Source organism: Dokdonella aquatica (assembly GCF_051987395.1).
In the GTDB taxonomy this organism is placed as follows: domain Bacteria; phylum Pseudomonadota; class Gammaproteobacteria; order Xanthomonadales; family Rhodanobacteraceae; genus Dokdonella.
Window position 1 is genome coordinate 2,898,250 of the sequence record NZ_CP197094.1, and the last position, 18,118, is coordinate 2,916,367.

General features: G+C 69.9%; 18 protein-coding genes. 11 read left to right on the forward strand and 7 right to left on the reverse strand.

Translation table 11 applies throughout. The annotated features are described in order from the left end of the window. Window positions 1-8 precede the first annotated feature (8 nt). Window positions 9-1,886, reverse strand: a complete 1,878-nt coding sequence (locus ACQQ2N_RS12975; protein WP_440221997.1) for an ATP-binding cassette domain-containing protein — start codon at window positions 1,884-1,886, stop codon at window positions 9-11. Window positions 1,887-2,046: 160 nt separating this feature from the next. Between ACQQ2N_RS12975 and ACQQ2N_RS12980 the strand changes: the two genes are divergently transcribed. The 5 genes from ACQQ2N_RS12980 to ACQQ2N_RS13000 all read left to right on the forward strand — a co-directional run bounded on the left by ACQQ2N_RS12980 (window position 2,047) and on the right by ACQQ2N_RS13000 (window position 6,310). After that, window positions 2,047-2,784, forward strand: coding sequence for an FKBP-type peptidyl-prolyl cis-trans isomerase (locus tag ACQQ2N_RS12980; protein ID WP_440221998.1), 738 nt, complete (start codon window positions 2,047-2,049; stop codon window positions 2,782-2,784). A gap of 130 nt (window positions 2,785-2,914) precedes the next feature. Next, on the forward strand, window positions 2,915-4,255 hold the full coding sequence (locus ACQQ2N_RS12985) for a UDP-glucose dehydrogenase family protein (protein WP_440221999.1): 1,341 nt from the start codon (window positions 2,915-2,917) through the stop codon (window positions 4,253-4,255). Window positions 4,256-4,359: 104 nt separating this feature from the next. After that, a complete protein-coding gene (gmd, locus tag ACQQ2N_RS12990) occupies window positions 4,360-5,493 on the forward strand; it encodes a GDP-mannose 4,6-dehydratase (protein WP_440222000.1) in 1,134 nt (377 codons plus the stop codon). Then, the gene (locus tag ACQQ2N_RS12995) at window positions 5,490-5,702 is read left to right on the forward strand and encodes a SlyX family protein (protein ID WP_440222001.1); all 213 of its coding nucleotides are present in this window, start codon (window positions 5,490-5,492) and stop codon (window positions 5,700-5,702) included. The genes gmd and ACQQ2N_RS12995 overlap by 4 nt, the downstream gene beginning before the upstream one ends. 26 nt (window positions 5,703-5,728) lie before the next feature. Continuing rightward, window positions 5,729-6,310: a DUF2058 family protein gene (locus tag ACQQ2N_RS13000; protein WP_440222002.1), complete on the forward strand. Its 582-nt coding sequence runs from the start codon at window positions 5,729-5,731 to the stop codon at window positions 6,308-6,310. 54 nt (window positions 6,311-6,364) lie between these two features. On the opposite strand, the gene phbB (ACQQ2N_RS13005) is transcribed toward ACQQ2N_RS13000, so the two are convergent. The 4 genes from phbB (ACQQ2N_RS13005) to gluQRS form a co-directional block, all read right to left on the reverse strand. Beyond that, window positions 6,365-7,111 carry an acetoacetyl-CoA reductase gene (gene phbB, locus ACQQ2N_RS13005; RefSeq protein ID WP_440222003.1) on the reverse strand — a complete coding sequence of 249 codons (747 nt, stop codon included), beginning with the start codon at window positions 7,109-7,111 and terminating at the stop codon, window positions 6,365-6,367. Between the two features lie 94 nt (window positions 7,112-7,205). Further along, entirely contained in the window at window positions 7,206-7,706 is a 501-nt protein-coding gene (gene phaR, locus ACQQ2N_RS13010) for a polyhydroxyalkanoate synthesis repressor PhaR (RefSeq protein WP_440222004.1), read from the reverse strand. Window positions 7,707-7,861: 155 nt separating this feature from the next. Then, the gene (phbB, locus tag ACQQ2N_RS13015) at window positions 7,862-8,602 is read right to left on the reverse strand and encodes an acetoacetyl-CoA reductase (RefSeq protein ID WP_440222005.1); all 741 of its coding nucleotides are present in this window, start codon (window positions 8,600-8,602) and stop codon (window positions 7,862-7,864) included. Between the two features lie 62 nt (window positions 8,603-8,664). Further along, window positions 8,665-9,537, reverse strand: coding sequence for a tRNA glutamyl-Q(34) synthetase GluQRS (gene gluQRS / locus ACQQ2N_RS13020; RefSeq protein WP_440222006.1), 873 nt, complete (start codon window positions 9,535-9,537; stop codon window positions 8,665-8,667). Window positions 9,538-9,690: 153 nt separating this feature from the next. On the opposite strand from gluQRS, the gene htpX reads away from it, so the two are divergent. Beyond that, window positions 9,691-10,566, forward strand: coding sequence for a protease HtpX (gene htpX, locus ACQQ2N_RS13025; RefSeq protein WP_440222007.1), 876 nt, complete (start codon window positions 9,691-9,693; stop codon window positions 10,564-10,566). Between the two features lie 97 nt (window positions 10,567-10,663). Here the strand turns inward: htpX and ACQQ2N_RS13030 are convergent, their stop codons facing one another. After that, window positions 10,664-12,736 (reverse strand): EAL domain-containing protein, encoded by a 2,073-nt coding sequence (locus ACQQ2N_RS13030; RefSeq protein ID WP_440222008.1) that lies wholly within the window; start codon window positions 12,734-12,736, stop codon window positions 10,664-10,666. A gap of 122 nt (window positions 12,737-12,858) precedes the next feature. Next, on the reverse strand, window positions 12,859-13,890 hold the full coding sequence (gene epmB / locus ACQQ2N_RS13035; RefSeq protein ID WP_440222009.1) for an EF-P beta-lysylation protein EpmB: 1,032 nt from the start codon (window positions 13,888-13,890) through the stop codon (window positions 12,859-12,861). A gap of 90 nt (window positions 13,891-13,980) precedes the next feature. Here epmB and efp point away from each other — a divergent pair, with 90 nt between their 5' ends. The 5 genes from efp to ACQQ2N_RS13060 are packed head-to-tail and all read left to right on the forward strand — an operon-like array spanning window position 13,981 to window position 18,097. After that, window positions 13,981-14,547 carry an elongation factor P gene (efp, locus tag ACQQ2N_RS13040; protein WP_440222010.1) on the forward strand — a complete coding sequence of 189 codons (567 nt, stop codon included), beginning with the start codon at window positions 13,981-13,983 and terminating at the stop codon, window positions 14,545-14,547. 4 nt (window positions 14,548-14,551) lie between these two features. Continuing rightward, window positions 14,552-15,883 (forward strand): TRZ/ATZ family hydrolase, encoded by a 1,332-nt coding sequence (locus ACQQ2N_RS13045; RefSeq protein ID WP_440222011.1) that lies wholly within the window; start codon window positions 14,552-14,554, stop codon window positions 15,881-15,883. 14 nt (window positions 15,884-15,897) lie between these two features. Next, window positions 15,898-16,602, forward strand: coding sequence for a bifunctional 2-polyprenyl-6-hydroxyphenol methylase/3-demethylubiquinol 3-O-methyltransferase UbiG (gene ubiG / locus ACQQ2N_RS13050; protein WP_440222012.1), 705 nt, complete (start codon window positions 15,898-15,900; stop codon window positions 16,600-16,602). Between the two features lie 8 nt (window positions 16,603-16,610). Then, window positions 16,611-17,258 carry a phosphoglycolate phosphatase gene (gph, locus tag ACQQ2N_RS13055; protein WP_440222013.1) on the forward strand — a complete coding sequence of 216 codons (648 nt, stop codon included), beginning with the start codon at window positions 16,611-16,613 and terminating at the stop codon, window positions 17,256-17,258. Continuing rightward, window positions 17,258-18,097: a hypothetical protein gene (locus ACQQ2N_RS13060; RefSeq protein ID WP_440222014.1), complete on the forward strand. Its 840-nt coding sequence runs from the start codon at window positions 17,258-17,260 to the stop codon at window positions 18,095-18,097. Before gph ends, ACQQ2N_RS13060 begins: the two co-directional genes overlap by 1 nt. The last annotated feature ends 21 nt before the right edge of the window (window positions 18,098-18,118 follow it).

Genomic DNA, 18,118 nt, shown 5'->3' on the forward strand with positions numbered 1-18,118 from the left:
GGCACGACTCAGGCGTGTGCCTCGAGCGCGCCCTGGGTCTCGAGCCAGGCCTCCTCGAGCGGTTCGAGCTCGACCGCGATCGCGCCGTTGCGCGCGGTCAGCTCGGCCACGCGCGAGGTGCGCGGACCTTCGTAGAGCGCCGGATCGGCGAGCTGGCGCGCGATGTCGGCGCGTTCGGCCTCGAGCGTCGCGATGCGTTTCTCGAGCCGCTGCAGCTCCTTGCGCAGCGGAGCGAGCTGCTGGCGCAGTTCGGCGCGGTCGCGGCGTTCTTCGCGGCGCGACGGTGCCGTGCGTGCGTCGTCGCCGGTGGATGGATCACTGCGGCGCAGGACGAGCTTCGCGTAGTCCTCGAGGTCGCCGTCGAACGGTGCGGCCCTGCCGTCCTGGACGAGGCGGAACTCGTCGCAGCACGCGCGCAGCAGCGCACGGTCGTGGGCGACGATGACGACCGCGCCGGCGAAATCCTGCAGGGCTTCGGCGAGCGCCTCGCGCGTATCGATGTCCAGGTGGTTGGTCGGTTCGTCGAGCAGCAGCAGGTTGGGGCGCTTCCACACGACGAGAGCGAGCGACAGGCGCGCCTTCTCGCCGCCCGAGAACGGTGCAACGGGTTCCAGCGCGCGCTCGCCGTTGAAGCCGAAGCCGCCGAGGAAGTCGCGCGCGGCCTGTTCGCCGATGTCGGGCGACAGCCGCAGCACGTGCTGCACGGGCGTGGCCTCCGGGTCGAGTTGCTCGAGCTGGTGCTGCGCGAAGTAGCCGACCGACAGGCCCTTGTTCTCGCGGCGCTCGCCGCGCAGCGGCGCGAGCGTGCCGGCGATGATCTTGACCAGCGTCGACTTGCCCGCGCCGTTAGCGCCGAGCAGGCCGATGCGCTCGCCCGCGCGCAGGCCGAACGTGATGCCGTCGAGCACGGTGCGTTCGCCATAGCCGGCCGCGACGTCGTCGAGTACGAGCAGCGGATCGGGCAGGGCCGCCGGCTCGCGGAACGCGAACGTGATGCCCGACTCGACGCGCACCGGCGCGATCTCGGTCATGCGCTCGAGCGCCTTGAGGCGGCTCTGCGCCTGGCGGGCCTTGGTCGCCTTGGCGCGGAAGCGGTCGACGAACGACTGCATGTGCGCGCGCTCGCGCTGCTGGCGCTCGTGCAGCGCCTGCTGCTGGGCGAGGCGTTCGGCGCGCTTGCGCTCGAACGCCGACACCGTGCCGGCGAAGATCTCGGCGTCGGCATCCGCGATGTGCACGACGTGGGTGACCACCGCATCGAGGAACTCGCGGTCGTGCGAGACGACGACGAGCGTGCCCGGGTAGCGGCGCAGCCAGGTCTCGAGCCAGACCACGGCGTCGAGGTCGAGGTGGTTGGTCGGTTCGTCGAGCAGGAGCAGGTCGGAGCGGCACATGAGCGCCTGGGCGAGGTTCAGGCGCATGCGCCAACCGCCCGAGAACGAGGCCACCGGGCGTGCCGCGTCGCCGGGCGCGAAGCCGAGGCCGTGCAGCAGTTCGCCCGCCCGGGCCGGCGCCGCGTAGCCGCCGATCGCCTCGAGGCGGTCGTGCAGCCCGGCCTGGCGCGCGGCGTCGTGGGCGGCTTCGGCCTCGCGCAACGCGGTCTCGAGGCGGCGGTACTCGGCGTCGCCGTCGAGCACCCAGTCGAGTGCGCTGGATGGCGAAGAGGGCGTTTCCTGGCGCACGTGGGCCAGCGTCCAGTCGCGCGGGGCGTGGAAATCGCCTGCGTCGAGGCCGAGTTCGCCGCCGATCACGGCGAGCAGGCTCGATTTGCCGGCGCCGTTGCGGCCGGTCAGGCCGACGCGCCAGCCCGGATGAATGGAAAGGCTCGTGCCGTTCAGCAGGATGCGGGAACCACGGCGTACGGTGGCGTTGTCGAAGCGCAGCATGACCGCCAGTGTAACGGCGGCGTGAAGCCGTTCACACCGGTGTTTGCCATCATTCCCAAGCCTCGCCACAATACGCGGCCCGTCTGAAAGCCGGACCCGCATCCGCCGGCACCGCGGCATCACCGCCAGCCCCGGCATCCCCTATCCCAGGAGTTGTTACATGACCCGTTTCGTGCGCAAGAGTCTCGTTGCCGTCGCGCTGACCGCGGCGTTCGGTGCCGGCATCGCTTCGGCGGCCGACGCCTCGCTCAAGACCGAGAAGGACAAGGTCAGCTACATGGTCGGCATGGACATCGGCAAGGGCCTCGGCCAGATCAAGGACGAGCTCGACCTCGCCGTCGTCATCCAGGCGCTGCAGGACGAGTTCAAGGGCGGCAAGACGCTCCTGACCCAGGAAGAGGGCCAGCAGGTCCGCCAGCAGTTCATGGAGAAGCTGCAGGCCAAGCGTGTCGCCGACGAGAAGGCCTCGGCCGACAAGAACAAGACCGAGGGCGCCGCGTTCCTCGCCAAGAACAAGTCGAAATCGGGCGTGAAGACGACCGCTTCGGGCCTGCAGTACGAAGTCGTCAAGGAAGGCAAGGGCAAGAAGCCGAAGGCCACCGACACGGTCAAGGTCGACTACACGGGCACCAAGATCGACGGCACCAAGTTCGACAGCTCGATCGATCGCGGCCAGCCGGCGACGTTCCCGCTCAACGGCGTGATCAAGGGCTGGACCGAAGGCCTGCAGCTCATGACCGAAGGCTCCGAGTACAAGCTGTACATCCCGGCCGAGCTCGCCTATGGCGAGAACGCGCCGCCGACCATCGGCCCGAACGCGACGCTGATCTTCGACGTCAAGCTGATCTCGATCGAGGCCGCCGAGGCGACCACGCCGGCAGCGGCCGACAAGAAGTAAGCCGCCGCGCCATCACGGTGCCTGGAAAGGGCGCGCCTCGTGGCGCGCCCTTTTCGTTTCCGGCCACGTCGCTTGGCCGAATCCCTATAATCGCCGGCGGTGCACGCCCGCACCCACGCCAAGGACCTCCATGCGCGTCACGATCTTCGGGACCGGCTACGTCGGACTCGTCACCGGTACCTGCCTCGCCGAGGTCGGCAACGATGTGGTCTGTGTCGACGTGGACGCCGACAAGGTCGCGAGGCTCGAACGTGGCGAGATCCCGATCTTCGAGCCCGGCCTCGAGCCGCTCGTGCGCGCCAACCATGTCGCGGGGCGCCTGCGCTTCACGACCGATGCCGAGTCCGCGATCGCGCACGCGCAGGTCGTGTTCATCGCGGTCGGCACGCCGCCCGACGAGGACGGCAGTGCCGACCTGCGCCACGTGCTCGCGGTCGCGCGCACGCTCGGACGGTCGATCGGTGACGGCGTGGTCGTCGTCAACAAGTCGACCGTGCCGGTCGGCACCGCCGACCGCGTGCGCGAGACGATCGCGGCCGAGCTCGCCGCACGCGGCGTCGAGGTCTCGTTCGACGTCGCGTCGAATCCCGAATTCCTCAAGGAAGGCGATGCGGTCAAGGACTGCATGCGCCCCGACCGCATCGTCCTCGGCAGCGACAGTGCACGCGCGGTGGACCTGCTGCGCACGCTCTACGCGCCGTTCAACCGCAACCACGAGCGCATCGTGGTCATGGACGTGCGCTCGGCCGAGCTGACCAAGTACGCGGCCAACGCGATGCTCGCGACCAAGATCAGTTTCATGAACGAGATCGCGAACATCGCCGAGCGTGTCGGTGCGGACGTCGAGCAGGTCCGCCTCGGCATCGGCTCGGATCCGCGCATCGGCTACCACTTCATCTACCCGGGCGCGGGCTACGGCGGCTCGTGCTTTCCGAAGGACGTCAAGGCGCTCGAGCACATCGCGCGCGACCACGGCTACGAGCCGCGCGTGCTGACGGCGGTCGAAGCCACCAACGCGAGCCAGAAGGAGCACCTGCACGCCCTCGTGTCGCGGCATTTCGACGGCGCCCTCGCCGGACTCACGATCGCGGTGTGGGGACTCGCGTTCAAGCCCAACACCGACGACATGCGCGAGGCGCCGAGCCTGACGCTGCTGTCGCAGCTGTGGGCCTCGGGCGCACGCGTGCGCGCCCACGATCCCGAAGCGCACGACGAGGTCCGTCGCATCCTCGGCACGCGCGACGACCTCGTGCTCTGCGAGTCGCACTACGACGCACTCGACGGTGCCGACGCACTGGTCATCGTGACCGAGTGGAAGGCCTTCCGCAGCCCCGACTTCGAGCGCATCCGCGCCGCGCTGCGCACGCCGGTGGTGTTCGACGGGCGCAACATCTTCGAGCCGCGCGCGGTCGAGTCCGCCGGACTGGCCTACTACGGCATCGGTCGCGGGCGCAGCGTCGCGGCCCGCTGAGCCGGGGCAGGGCTGTACCTCGGTCCGGGGCACGGCTACCATCCCGCTTCTTTGTGCCGGCGCTCCGCGCGCCAACGCCCCCGTTTTCCGCGCAGGACGTCACGATGGAAAAGAAGCGTGCCCTGGTCACCGGCGTCACCGGTCAGGATGGTGCCTACCTCGCCGAACTGCTGATCGCCAAAGGCTACGAGCTGCACGGCCTCAAGCGTCGTGCCTCGTCGTTCAACACCGAGCGCATCGACCACCTGTACAGTGAGCTCGACGACGCGAATCCCGCGTTGAAGCTGCACTACGGCGACCTGACCGACGCGACGAGCCTGACGCGCGTGATCCAGGAGATCGAGCCGCACGAGATCTACAACCTCGCTGCGCAGAGCCATGTCGCGGTGTCGTTCGAGGAGCCCGAGTACACGGCCAATGCCGACGGTCTCGGCACGCTGCGCCTGCTCGAGGCGATGCGCATCCTCGGCCTCAAGGACCGTTGCCGCATCTACCAGGCCTCGACCTCTGAGCTCTACGGCCTCGTGCAGGAGACGCCGCAGCGCGAGACGACGCCGTTCTACCCGCGCTCGCCGTATGGCGTCGCCAAGCTCTACGCGTACTGGATCACGGTGAACTACCGCGAGTCGTACGGGATGTTCGCGTGCAACGGCATCCTGTTCAACCACGAGTCGCCGATCCGCGGCGAGACCTTCGTGACCCGCAAGATCACGCGCGGCCTCGCCCGCGTGTTCCAGGGCCTGCAGCAGTGTCTGTACATGGGCAACCTCGATGCACGCCGCGACTGGGGCCACGCGCGCGACTACGTCGAGGCGCAGTGGATGATCCTGCAGCAGGACACGCCGCACGACTACGTGATCGCGACGGGCATCCAGCATTCGGTGCGCGATTTCGTCGTGCTGGCCGCACGCGAGATGGGCGTCGAACTCGAGTTCCGCGGTGAGGGTGTCGACGAGCATGCCGTGGTCGCCGACGTGCGCGGCGACGCGCTCAAGGTCGCGCGTGGCGCGACCATCCTGCGCATCCACCCGCAGTACTACCGCCCGGCCGAGGTCGAGACGCTGCTCGGCGATCCGACCTTCGCGCGCGAAAAGCTCGGCTGGACGCCGAAGACCAGCTTCGCCGAGCTCGTGCGCGAGATGGCCGCGGCCGACCTCGCGCTCGCCGCGAGCGAGGCCGGTGGCTCGGTGGGCGCACGCCACGGCCGTCATCTCATCGAGGCGCTGCCGCGCGCATGAACGCGCTCGAGGACCGCCTGACCGAACTCGAGGTGCGACTGTCGTTCCTCGACGAGACCGTGGCCGCCTTGAACGCGGCCGTGGCAGCGCAGGACCGCACGAACCTGCGCATGACCGTCGAGCTCGAGCGCATGCGCGCGGAACTCGTCGCGTTGCGCACCGGTCTCTCCCACGATGCGGCATCCGAGCCGCCACCCCCGCACTATTGAATCCCGCCGCTCCGGGGATCACGACGATGGCCGATTCACTCCGCGACCAGTTGCTCAAGACCGGGCTCGTGCAGAAGCTCAAGGCGGAGGCGCGCGACGCGCGCCCGCCCGAGCCGCGCAAGCCGCCGCGCGACGCGCGCAAGCCCGATGGCCGCCCGGGCGGCAAGGGCGCGCCGCCCGCACAGCGCCCGCGTGGCGGTGGTGGCGGCGAGATGGACCTCGCCAGGGCCTACGCGCTGCGCGACCGCTCCGAGCGCGAGCAGCGCGACCAGGAGAAGCGCGCGGCCGAGCAGAAGGCGCGCGAGAAGGCCGAGCGCAAGCGCAAGCTCGCGGCCCTGCTCGAGGGCAAGGCGCTCAACGTCGCCGACGCCGACGTCGCGCGGCATTTCCCGCACGGCGACAAGATCCGCCGCGTCTACTGCACGGCCGAACAACTCGCCGCGGTCAACGCGGGCGAGATCGCCGTCGTCCAGCACCTCGGCCGCTACCTGCTCGTGGCGCGCGAGGTCGGCGAGGCCGTGCGCGAGGCGAGTCCCGAGGCGCTCGTGCTGCTCAGTGATCCGGGTGCGGTCGCCGAGGACGGCGTGCCGGACGATCTGGTCTGGTGACGGCACGCGCGAGCGCGTGCCTGCAGACGTCTCGTCCTGCGGCGGGGACGCCGCTCAGAACGACATGTAGTACCCGCCGTTGACCGGGATGTTCGCGCCCGTGATGTAGGCCGAATCGGGACTGCACAGGAAATCGACCACGCGTGCGATCTCGTCGGGACGGCCCAGGCGCCCGACCGGAATGCCGGCGACGATGCGCTCGCGCACCGCCTCGGGCACGGCCATGACCAGTGCGGTTTCGCAGTAGCCCGGCGACACGCTGTTGACGGTGACGCCCTTCGAGGCGACCTCGCGCGCGAGCGCCATCGTGAAGCCGTGCAGGCCGGCTTTCGCGGCCGAGTAGTTGGCCTGGCCAAACTGGCCTGTCTGGCCGTTCACCGACGACACGTTGATGATGCGGCCGAAGCCACGCGCGGTCATGCCGTCGACGACCGCACGGGTCATGTGGAAGGCGCCGTCGAGGTTGACGCGCAGCACGTCGTCCCATTGTGCGAGGCTCATCTTGCGCAGCGTCGTGTCGCGCGTGATGCCGGCGGCATTGACGAGCACCGACACGCCGCCATGCGAGGCGTCGACGCGCGCGGCCAGCGCCGTGCAGGCCTCGGGATCGGCCACGTCGACCGCTTCGAGGCCGATCGCGCCGTCGGTGTCGGCCACCGACGCGAGGAACGCCTCCACGCGTTCGCGGTTCGTGCCGAGGTCGGCGGCGATCACGCGATGGCCGGACCGGGCGAGGTGGCGGCAGATCGCGACGCCGAGGCCGCCGATGCCGCCGGTGACGAGTGCGACGCGGGTCTGCATCGGGCGATTCCTGGCATGCGGCGCGTGTCGCGATGGCGACACGGCATCGGAACGGGGAGGGTGGGCCGGATCCATGCGGGATCCGGCGCCGGGCTTACTTGCCGCCTTCCTTCTTGGCCTTGGCGGCCGTGTCGGCGGTTTCGCGCACGCGCGTGGCGGCGGCGTTGAGGAAGCCCTGCTGCAGCGACTTCCACATGTCCATGTTGCGCTCGGTCATGTCGTTGAGCATCGACCAGGGCGTGCGGCCCATGATGTTGTTGAGCTGGCTGCGGAACTGCTGCTGCTGGTCGAGGAAGACCTGCAGGCTCTTCTCGAGGTAGCTGCCCATGAAACCCTGCAGCGAGTCGCCGTAGAAGCGGATCACCTGCGAGAGCAGCTGGGTCGTGAACATCGGCTGCCCGCGTTCCTCGTGCTCGGAGATGATCTGCAGGAGCACGGAGCGGGTCAGGTCCTCGCCGGTCTTGGCGTCGCGGACCTCGAAGACTTCGCCGTCGACGACGAGCTGGCGGACCTCTTCCAGCGTGATGTAGCTCGAGATCTCGGTGTCGTAGAGACGCCGGTTCGGATACTTCTTGATGATGCGGATGTCGGTCATGAACGCAACGCTAACAGAACGTGTTGCGCGGCACCAGTTTCATCGTCCGTGGTTGGCCCACTCCGTCGCCGGAGCGTGGGCCGATGCGGGGTTGCGGGCTGCAACCCCTTGCCGCGGTTCGGTTTGCTGCGCAGCATGGGCCGTGGCCCACCTGCTCACCAGCCCATGTAGTGGCCGCCGTTGATCGACAGGTTGGCGCCGGTGATCCACGAGGCCTGCTCGGCGACGAGGAAGCCGACCGCGTAGGCGATCTCGTCGGGCTCGCCGAGGCGGCCGACCGGGATCTGCGCCGCGATCTTGGCGCGCACGTCCTCGGGCACGGCGCGCACCATCTCGGTGAGCACGTAGCCCGGCGACACCGTGTTGACGGTGATGCCGAACTTCGCGTTCTCCTGCGCGAGCGAGATCGTGAAGCCGTGCATGCCGGCCTTCGAGGCCGCGTAGTTGGCCTGGCCGTACTGGCCCTTCTGGCCGTTGATCGAGCTGATCTGCACGATGCGGCCCCACTTGGCCGCGCGCATGCCGTCGATGACCGGGCGCGTGACGTTGAAGCACGAGTTGAGGTTGGTGTTGATGACCTCCTGCCACTGCAGCGCGGTCATCTTGTGGAACGTCGTGTCGCGCGTGATGCCGGCATTGTTGACGAGGATCTCGACCGGGCCGAGCGCCGCGACCACGGCCTCGACCATCGCCTGCGCGGACGCCGCGTCGGAGACGTCGCCGGGCACGATCGTGAAGTCGAAACCGTCGGCCTTCTGCGCCGCCTTCCACGCCTCGGCCTTGGCCGCGTCGCGGTAATTCGTGGCCACCTTGTGCCCTGCCTGGGCGAGGCTCCTGCAGATGGCGGTGCCGATACCGCCGATGCCGCCGGTGACGAGTGCGACGCGTGCCGTCATGGTGTTCCTCCTACAGGGTGGGTGGTGCGGGCGATCGCGCGATTGTGCCCGGACACGGCCGCTTAGTCCTTCCGCAATGCCGCATCCGCGGGCAGGCGCGCCGGGATCGCGTCGACCCGGAACGCGGCGACGGCATCGTGGAGCAGCTCGGTGACGGTCGTGCGGCACGGCACCGGCTGGCCGAGGAACACGAGCGCGTCGCGCAGCGCCGGCAGCGGATCGCCCGCGTCGACGGGGCGCGCGAGGTCGTGCTTGCTGAGCTTGCGACCTTGCGCGTCGAGGGCGAGCGGCAGATGCATCCATGCCGGCGTCGGCAGCCCGAGCGCGCGCTGCAAGGCGATCTGGCGCGGCGTCGAATCGAGCAGGTCCGCACCGCGCACGACCTCGGTGATGCCTTGCGCGGCATCGTCGACGACGACCGCGAGCTGGTACGCCCAGCAGCCGTCGGCGCGGCGCAGCACGACGTCACCGGCGGCGAGCGACGGATCCTGCGCGAGGCGCCCGAACACCGCGTCGTCGAACGTGATCGTCCCCGTCGGCATGCGCATCCGCCACGCGGGCGTGCGCGTCGCATCGCCTGCGGTCACGCAGTCGCCGCGATGGAGCCCGCCATGCGCCGCGAGGTCGCCGCGCGTGCATCGGCATGCGAACGCGAGGCCCGTGTCGACGAGCCGCTGCAGTGCGTCGTCGTAGAACGTGCCGCGATCGCTCTGGCGCACGACCGGTTCGTCCGAGACCAGTCCGAACGCCGCGAGCGTCACGAGGATGTCATCGGCCGAACCCGGTATCTCGCGCGTACGGTCGACGTCCTCGATGCGCACGATCCACGTGCCGTCCTCGGCGCGTGCGCGCAGCCAGCTGCCGAGTGCCGCGACCAGCGATCCGAAGTGCAGGCGGCCGGTGGGCGAAGGCGCGAAGCGTCCGTGGTATGTCACGTCGCGGCAGCGTCGGTTAGGCTAGGAGAGAACTTGCGCCGCGTGCGATGGTCGAAGCTCTCCACGATCGCCATCCGCTTGAAAAGGCGGGAGTTTACCCAAACTCCGCAAGGCGTCACCGGACCGACACCCCAGCCCTCCAGCGAGGAAACCATGCGCCGCATCATCCTTTTCGTCATGACCAACCTGGCCGTGATCGCGCTTCTGACGATCATCGTCAAGCTGTTCGGCATCGACACGTACACCTACCGCAACGGCGGCATCAACTTCCAGGGCCTGCTGATCCTGTCGGCGATCGTCGGCTTCAGCGGCTCGCTGATCTCGCTCGCGATCTCCAAGTGGGTCGCCAAGTGGCAGACCGGCGCACACGTCATCGACAAGCCGTCCAACCCGACCGAGGCGTGGCTCGTCGACACGGTGCGCCGCCAGGCCGAGGCGTCGGGCATCCGCATGCCGGAAGTCGCGATCTACGATGCGCCCGAGATGAACGCGTTCGCGACCGGCCCGACGCGCAACAACGCGCTCGTCGCGGTCAGCACGGGCCTGCTGCAGCAGATGAGCCGTGACGAGGTCGAGGCCGTGCTCGCGCACGAGGTCAGCCACGTCGCCAACGGCGACATGGTCACGATGACGCTGATCCAGGGCGTCGTGAACACGTTCGTGATCTTCCTCGCGCGCGTCATCGGTGCGGTCATCGACCGTGCGATCAGCGGCAACCGCGAGGGCGGCAACGGCATCGCCTACTTCGCGATCGTGCTGATCCTGCAGTTCGTGCTCGGCATCTTCGCGTCGATGATCGTCATGGCGTTCTCGCGCTGGCGCGAGTACCGCGCCGACGCGGGCGGCGCTCGCCTGGCCGGCCGCGACAAGATGATCGGCGCGCTCGCGCGCCTGCAGCAGAACCATGGCGAGAACACGCTACCGCAGGCCGTGCAGGCTTTCGGCATTTCGGGCGGTGGCATGCGCAAGCTGTTCTCGAGCCACCCGCCGCTCGAGGAGCGCATCGCCGCGCTGCGCAACGCGGCCTGATCGTTCCGCAGCGCTGCAACGAAAAAGCCCCGCGAAAGCGGGGCTTTTTTTCGTTCCGGGCCCTTGGCGGCCCGGATGCGGGGCCGACGTGTCGGCGTCAAGTGAACTCGTAGCTCATGACCTGCTCGGGCTCCTGCAGGAAGTTGCCCTGCACGAAGTTGACGCCGCACGAGAACAGGATCGACATGCTCGCCGCGTCCTCGACGAACTCGGCGATCGTGAGCTTGCCGGCGGCGCGCGCCTGCTCGCAGATCGCGCGCACGCGCTCCTGGTTCTCCTTCTGGCGCGGCAGGTCGGCCATGAAGCTGCGGTCGACCTTGAGGTAGTGCGCCTGGATGTGCTTGAGCAGCTGGAACGAGTTGAGGCCCGAGCCGAACTGTTCGAGCGCGAAGCCGCAATGCAGCTGCTCGAGTCCCTTGGCGAATGCGCGTGCGGGCTTGAGGTTGGTGACGACTTTGCTTTCGGGCATCTCGAACACGAGCGCATCGCCGCGCAGGCGCGCGTTCTTGAGCTGCAGCGCGACCCACGGCAGCAGGCCCTGGTCGTCGAGCGACTGCGGCGCGAGCTTGATGAAGAACGTCGTGCGGCGGTTGGCGTGCTCGCGCTCGGCGAGCGCGCGGATCGCGTTGCCGATGACCCAGCGGTCGATGCGCGCGGACAGGCCGTGCTGCTCGGCGATCGGCAGGAAATGGCCGGGCAGGATCTCGCCCTTCGGCCCGTTCATGCGCAGCAGGATCTCGTAGAACTCGCCTTCGGCACCCTGCAGGCTGATGATCGGCTGGTAGTACAGCAGGAACTCGTCGCGGGTCAGCGCATCCTCGATGAGCTTGATCCAGTGGCGGTGCTTCTCGGCGTCGGCACGGTCCTGCGCCGAGGGATCGAACACGCGCGTGCGGTTGCCGCCCTCGGCCTGCGCTGCGCGCAGCGCGGCGCTGGACTGGTCGACGACCGTATTGCCGTTGGCGTTCTTCTCGGTGAGCAGGCTGCCGCCCACGCTCACGGTCAGACTGATCGACTGCTTGCCGACCTCGAAGATGCGCTCCTCGAAGGCCTTGCGCAGCGTCTCGGCGAGCTGGCGCACGTCGTCGCCGTTGCGCTGGCCGAGCAGGATGCCGAACGTGTGCTCGCCGACGCGCCCGGGCACGTCGGACTCGGCGAGGTGGCGGCGCATGAGATTGGCCATGTCGCCGAGCAGCAGGTCGGTGTTGCCGAGGCCGATGCCGTCGAGCACGGTCTTGAAGTTGTCGGGCTCGAGCAGCAGCAGGGCCTGGTCGGCCTTGCCCTCGGACGCGGCCGTCGCGGCGCGGTCGAGCTCGGTGAGCAGGTAGGTGCGGTTGAAGAGCTCGGTGATGAGGTCCTTCGAACGCAGCGCGTCGAGCTCCATGGCCAGGTTCGGGTCGACCGCCTGCTGGCGGAAGATGATCTGCTGGCAGGGCTCGCCCTCGTAGTTGGCTTCCGAGAACTCCATGACCGCGTCGAACGTGGTGCCGTCGCTGCGCTGTGCCTTGAGGTTGAGCTTCTGCGGCGGCTTCTCGCCCTTGGAAAGGCGCTTGAGCAGCGACTTGAAGTCCTCCGCGTCGTCCGGCGCGATCAGGTCGAGGATCGACATGCTCTCGATGTCCTCGAATTCCTCGAAGCCGAACGTGTCGAGGTAGGCCTTGTTGGCGCGGACGTGCATGCCCTCGTGCACGTAGGCGACCGGATCGCGCGAGGAGTCGAGCAGCACGCCGCAGCGGCGCTCGGCCTCGCGCAGCGCGTTCTCGAGGCGTCGCACGCTGCGCCGCATCGTCAGCGATTCGAATTCGCGGCGCACGATCATCTGCATGTGCTCGCCGCGGCTGCGCAGCGCGAACGCGCGTGCGCCGGCACGGAACGCGTCGACGATGACGTCGTCGCCGAGCTGCTCGCCGTAGGCGACCGTGGCGATGTCCTTGCCGGTGCGGCCGACCGCGGCCATCGCGCGATCGAGGCGCAGTTCGCGTGCGCCGAGGTTGACGAGGATGAGGTCGGGCGGCTGGCGTTCGAGCTGGTCCTCGAGCTCCGCGTCGTTGGTCGCGCGGGCCGGGCGCACGCCGATGCCGCCGTTGCGCAGGATGCCGATCAGCTGTTCGGCCTCCTCGGCCGAATCCTCGATCAGCAGGAGCTTGATGACGTGGTCGTTCTTGGTCATGGATTCGCGCGGTCAGGGGACGCAGCGTCGCCCGCCGGTGCGAGCCGGAGGGGCGACAGGGTTGTACCGGAATCCCCACGCCTTTTCCATACGACGGCAGGACAGGCGTGCGGCATCGAGGGTCACACGGGCAGCTTGCTCGCGGCTCCGGCGACCTCGCGCACGAGGCGTGGCACGAGGTAGCCCGGGAGGCTGTCGCGCAGCGCGTCGACGAGTGCGAGCGCGCGGGCGTCGTCGACCTCGAAATGCGCCGCGCCGTCGACGCGGTCGAGCTGGTGCAGGTAGTACGGCAGCACGCCGGCCTCGAACAGGCGCTCCGACAGCGCGGCCAGCGTCGTCGCGTCGTCGTTGACGCCGCGCAGCAGCACCGACTGGTTGAGCAGTGTCGCGCCGGCGTCGCGCAGCGCGCGGCAGGCGGCATCGACGCCCGCGTCGAACTCGGCGGCGTGGTTGGCGTGGACGACGACGACCTTCTGCAGCGGCAGCGCGGCGAACCAGTCGGTGAATTCGGCGTCGATGCGCTCGGGCAGCACGACCGGCAGGCGCGTGTGCAGGCGCAGGCGCGCGACGTGCGGTACCTCGGCGAGGGCGTCGCCGAGTTCGCGCAGGCGCGCGGTCGACAGCGACAGCGGATCGCCGCCCGACAGGATCACCTCGCGGATCGAGGTGTCGCCGCGCAGGTGGGCGACCGCCTCGCGCCAGCGACCGGCAGCGGCGGTCTGCTCGGCGTACGGGAAATGGCGGCGGAAGCAGTAGCGGCAGTTGACCGCGCACGAGCCGGTCGCGACCAGCAGCGCGCGGCCGTCGTACTTGTGCAGCACGCCATGGGCCGCGCGTGCGGCGAGATCGCCGACCGCATCGGTGCCGAACCCGGGCACGCGCTCGAGCTCGGCCGCGGCCGGCAGCACCTGCAGCAGCAACGGGTCGCGCGCGTCGCCGTGGCGCATGCGCGCGACGAAGCCGCGCGGCACCCGCATCGCGAAGCCGGTGTCGCGTGCCGGCAGCAGGTCGCCCGCGCGGTCCTCGAGGCCGACCAGGCGCAGCAGCTCGAGCGGGTCGGTGACCGCGTCGCGCCAGAGCTGCTGCCAGCGCGTGCCGGCGGCCGCGATCGGGGCGACGCCGTTTTGTGGGGAATGCGGGCTTGCAGGTATCATTGCCGATCGGTTCCGGGGACACCCCGGGCAACGGATCCACCATTCTAGCCGCTTCCACGGGCGGCTTTCTTTCAGCGACAGGAGCGATCCATGGCTTCGCATGGGATGAACGACGTCAAGAACGGCATGAAGATCATCGTGGACGGTTACCCGTGCACGATCGTCGACACCGAGTACGTGAAGCCGGGCAAGGGCCAGGCCTTCACGCGCGTGAAGTATCGCAACCTCAAGACCGGCCGCGTCGTCGAACTGACGATGAAGTCCACCGATTCGCTCGAGTCGGCCGACGTCGTCGACACCGACATGGAGTTCCTCTACTCGGACGGCGAGTTCTGGCACTTCATGGACCCGAGCAACCACGAGCAGATCGCCGCCGACGAGAAGGCGATGGCCGACGCCGCGAAGTGGCTCAAGGGCAACGAGATGGTCATCGTGACGCTGTGGAACGGCGCACCGCTCAGCGTGACGCCGCCGAACTTCGTCGAGCTCACGATCACCGAGACCGACCCCGGCGTGCGCGGTGACACCTCGGGTGGCGGCGGCAAGCCGGCCAAGCTCGAGACCGGCGCCGTCGTGCGCGTGCCGCTGTTCGTGAACCAGGGCGAAGTGATCAAGGTCGACACGCGCACCGGCGAATACGCCAGCCGCGTGAAGTGACGCCGTGACGACGACCGCCCCGCTGGCCGCCGACCTCCTCGTCGAGGCGCGCTGGATCGTCCCGGTGCAGCCGCACGGCGTGGTCCTCGAAGGCCATGCCGTGGTGGTCGACGCCGACCGCATCGTCGCGGTGCTGCCGGCGGCCGAGGCTCGCGCGCGCTACGCGCCGCGCGAGCACGTCGTGCTCGGCGAGCACGCGCTGATCCCGGGCCTCGTCAACGCGCACACGCACAACCCGATGACGCTGATGCGCGGGCTGGCCGACGACGTGCCGTTCATGCGCTGGCTCAAGGAGTACGTGTGGCCTGCCGAGGCCAGGGTCATGGGCGGCGAGTTCGTGCGCGACGGCGTCGAGCTCGCGATCGCCGAGATGATCCGCGGCGGCACCACCTGCTGCAACGAGAACTACTTCTTCCCGGACGTGCAGGCGGCGACCTACCGCCGCCACGGCTTCCGCGCGCTGGTCGGCCTGCCGGTCATCGAGTTCCCGACGCCGTGGGCGGCGAGCCCGGACGAGTACTTCGACAAGGCGCTCGCGGTGCACGACACGCTGCGCGACGACCCTCTCGTCGGCACCAGCCTCGCGCCGCACGCGCCGTATACGGTGTCGGACGCGAGCTTCGAGCGCGTGCGCATGCTGTCGGACCAGCTCGAGCTGCCTGTGCACCTGCACCTGCACGAGACCGCCGACGAGGTCGAGGAGAGCCGCCGCGACCACGGCGTGCGTCCGTTTGCGCGCATCAAGCGCCTTGGCCTGGTCAACGACCACCTCATCGCCGTGCACATGACGCAGCTGACCGAGGGCGAGATCGCCGACTGCGCCGAACACGGCGTATCGGTCGTGCACAACGTCGAATCCAACCTCAAGCTCATCAGCGGATTCTGCCCGGCCGAGGCGCTGCGCCAGGCCGGCGTGAACCTCGCGATCGGCACCGACGGCTGCGCCTCGAACAACGACCTCGACCTGTTCGGCGAGATGCGCACGGCCGCGCTGGTCGGCAAGATGGTCGCGCGTGACGCGGCCGCGCTCGACGCGGCCAGCGTGCTGCGCGCGGCGACGATGGGTTCGGCGACCGCGCTCGGCTGGGGCGACCGCATCGGCTCGATCGAGCCGGGCAAGCAGGCCGACCTCGTCGCGGTGCGACTCGACGAGATCGAGACGCAGCCGATCTACAACGTGGTCTCGCAGCTCATCTACGTCGCCGGCCGCCACAACGTCAGCGACGTGTGGATCGCCGGCGTGCGCAAGCTCGCCGCGCGCGTGCTCGTCGATGTCGACACCGGTGCGATCCTCGAGAAGACGCGGCGCTGGCGCGAACGCATCGCGAGCGCGTGACCGGAGCCGATGCGATGAATGCCGTCAACGTCGATCCGGCCGAGACCGCCAAGTTCGAACGCCTCGCCAGCCGCTGGTGGGATCCGGACGGCGAGTCGCGCCCGCTGCACGATCTCAACCCGGTGCGCTACGGCTACGTCGCCGCGCGCGCCACGGTGCGCGGTGCGCGCGCGCTCGATGTCGGTTGCGGCGGCGGCCTGCTCAGCGAGGCGCTCGCGAAGGGCGGTGCCGACGTCGTCGGCATCGACCTCGCGCCGGCCGTGCTCGAGGTCGCGCGCCTGCACCTGTTCGAGAGCGGCCAGCGCGTCGACTACCGCGACATCAGCGTCGAGGCGCTCGCCGCGGCCGAGCCGGGCACGTACGACCTCGTCACCTGCATGGAGATGCTCGAGCACGTGCCCGATCCGGCCAGCGTGCTCGCCGCGTGCGCGAGCTTGCTCAAGCCGGGTGGCCGCCTTTTCCTGTCGACGCTCAACCGCACGCCGCAGGCCTTCGCGACCGCGATCGTCGGCGCCGAGCACGTGCTGCGCCTGCTGCCGCGCGGCACCCATCACTATGCACAGTTCCTCAAGCCCTCCGAGATCGCCGGTGCCCTGCGCGCGGCCGGTCTCGTGCTCGAGGACGTGCGCGGCATCGCCTACAACCCGTTCACGCGCCGCGCGCGCCTGACGGAGTCGGTGTCGGTCAACTACCTCGCCTGCGCGGCCAAGCCCGCCTGAGGATCCGCGTGAACGCAGTCCTGTTCGACCTCGACGGCACGCTCGCCGATTCCGCGCCCGACCTCGTCGCCGCGATGGCGACGCTGTGCCACGAACTCGGCGAGCCGCCACCCGATGCCGCGGCGGTCACGCGCGTCGTCTCGGCCGGCGGCAAGGCGATCCTGCGCCAGGGCCTGCCGGGCGCCGACGCCCCGCGCATCGATGCGCTGCTGCCGCGTTACCTCGAACTCTACGCGACGCGTGGCAACCATTCGACGCGTCTCTACGACGGCGTCGACGCGATGCTGCGCGGCCTCGAGGCGCGTGGCGTGCCGTGGGGCATCGTCACCAACAAGGCCGGCTGGCTGGCCGGTCCCGTGGTCGAGCACCTCGGCCTCGCCGCACGCTGCGCGGTGCTCGTCGCGGGCGACACGCTGCCGCAACGCAAGCCCGATCCGGCGCCCGTGCACCACGCCTGCGCGCAGATCGGCGTCGCGGCCGCGAACACGATCTTCGTCGGCGACGACCTGCGCGATGTCGAGGCCGGGCGAGCCGCCGGCGCTCGCACGATCGCGGCTGCCTGGGGCTACCTCAACGGCGGCGACCCGTACGCCTGGGGCGCCGACGTCGTCGTCGCGCGCGTCGACGACCTGCCGCCCGTCCTGCATTTCACGTGATGGCCGCGCCGGTCGCCACGGCGAGCTTCGAGACCAAGTGGGCCACGGCGCATCCCGAGTTCGCGCTCGCCCTGCGTTTCGTCGAACCCGCGCAGCGCGAGGCGCGGTCGGCGCTGGCCTGCATCGGCTTCGAGGTCGCCCACTGCGCGTACCGCATCGGTGAATCACACGTCGCGGCGGCCAAGCTGCACTGGTGGGCCGACGAGATCGCCGCGTTGCAGGCCGGTTCGGCCCGCCATCCGCTGACGACCGTGCTCGCGGCGCATGCGCCGCGCGATCCGGCCGCGTGGAGCGCCTGGCGCGACGCGATCGCGGCCGCGTTCGTGCAGCGCGAGCCCGCACCGGCGTCGACGCTCGATGCGCTCGTGAGCGCCTACGCCGGGTTCGAGCGTCCGCTCGCGACCGTCGAGCAGGCCTGGTTCGGCGACCTCGACGTCGACGCTTCGGCGGAGCTCGCGGCGGCCTCGCGTGCGTTCCGCGAACTCGTCGCGCTCGAGGAGGCGCTGGCCGTCGATCGCCTCGCGCTGCCGCTGGACCTGCTCGCGCGCCACGTGCTCGCACGCGGCGACGTCGCCACCGCGTCACCGGCACGCGATACCGCCGTGCGCGAAGGCTTCGGCCTGCTCGCGGCACGCCTCGCCACGCCGCCGCGCGGGCGTGTGTCGCCGCTTGTGCTGGCCGCGGCGGTCGCCGATGCGCGACGCGCGGCGCGCGCCGTACGCGCCGACGATCCGCTCGCGCGTGCGCGCGCCGACGCGGCCCGCCTCGATGCCGGCACGGTCTGGGTGACCTGGCGTGCGATGCGGCGCCAGCGCGCGCTGGCCCGCGCCGGGGCTTGATGCCCGGCGATGATCCCCCAC

Coding starts and splice junctions, on each gene's coding strand:
- epmB (WP_440222009.1), bottom strand. CDS start 13,890: ATGATACCTGCAAGCCCGCATTCCCCACAAAACGGCGTCGCCCCGATC.
- gmd (WP_440222000.1), top strand. CDS start 4,360: ATGGAAAAGAAGCGTGCCCTGGTCACCGGCGTCACCGGTCAGGATGGT.
- ACQQ2N_RS13060 (WP_440222014.1), top strand. CDS start 17,258: ATGGCCGCGCCGGTCGCCACGGCGAGCTTCGAGACCAAGTGGGCCACG.
- phbB (WP_440222003.1), bottom strand. CDS start 7,111: ATGCAGACCCGCGTCGCACTCGTCACCGGCGGCATCGGCGGCCTCGGC.
- ACQQ2N_RS13000 (WP_440222002.1), top strand. CDS start 5,729: ATGGCCGATTCACTCCGCGACCAGTTGCTCAAGACCGGGCTCGTGCAG.
- htpX (WP_440222007.1), top strand. CDS start 9,691: ATGCGCCGCATCATCCTTTTCGTCATGACCAACCTGGCCGTGATCGCG.
- ACQQ2N_RS12975 (WP_440221997.1), bottom strand. CDS start 1,886: ATGCTGCGCTTCGACAACGCCACCGTACGCCGTGGTTCCCGCATCCTG.
- ACQQ2N_RS12995 (WP_440222001.1), top strand. CDS start 5,490: ATGAACGCGCTCGAGGACCGCCTGACCGAACTCGAGGTGCGACTGTCG.
- ACQQ2N_RS13030 (WP_440222008.1), bottom strand. CDS start 12,736: ATGACCAAGAACGACCACGTCATCAAGCTCCTGCTGATCGAGGATTCG.
- phbB (WP_440222005.1), bottom strand. CDS start 8,602: ATGACGGCACGCGTCGCACTCGTCACCGGCGGCATCGGCGGTATCGGC.
- efp (WP_440222010.1), top strand. CDS start 13,981: ATGGCTTCGCATGGGATGAACGACGTCAAGAACGGCATGAAGATCATC.
- phaR (WP_440222004.1), bottom strand. CDS start 7,706: ATGACCGACATCCGCATCATCAAGAAGTATCCGAACCGGCGTCTCTAC.
- ubiG (WP_440222012.1), top strand. CDS start 15,898: ATGAATGCCGTCAACGTCGATCCGGCCGAGACCGCCAAGTTCGAACGC.
- ACQQ2N_RS12985 (WP_440221999.1), top strand. CDS start 2,915: ATGCGCGTCACGATCTTCGGGACCGGCTACGTCGGACTCGTCACCGGT.
- ACQQ2N_RS12980 (WP_440221998.1), top strand. CDS start 2,047: ATGACCCGTTTCGTGCGCAAGAGTCTCGTTGCCGTCGCGCTGACCGCG.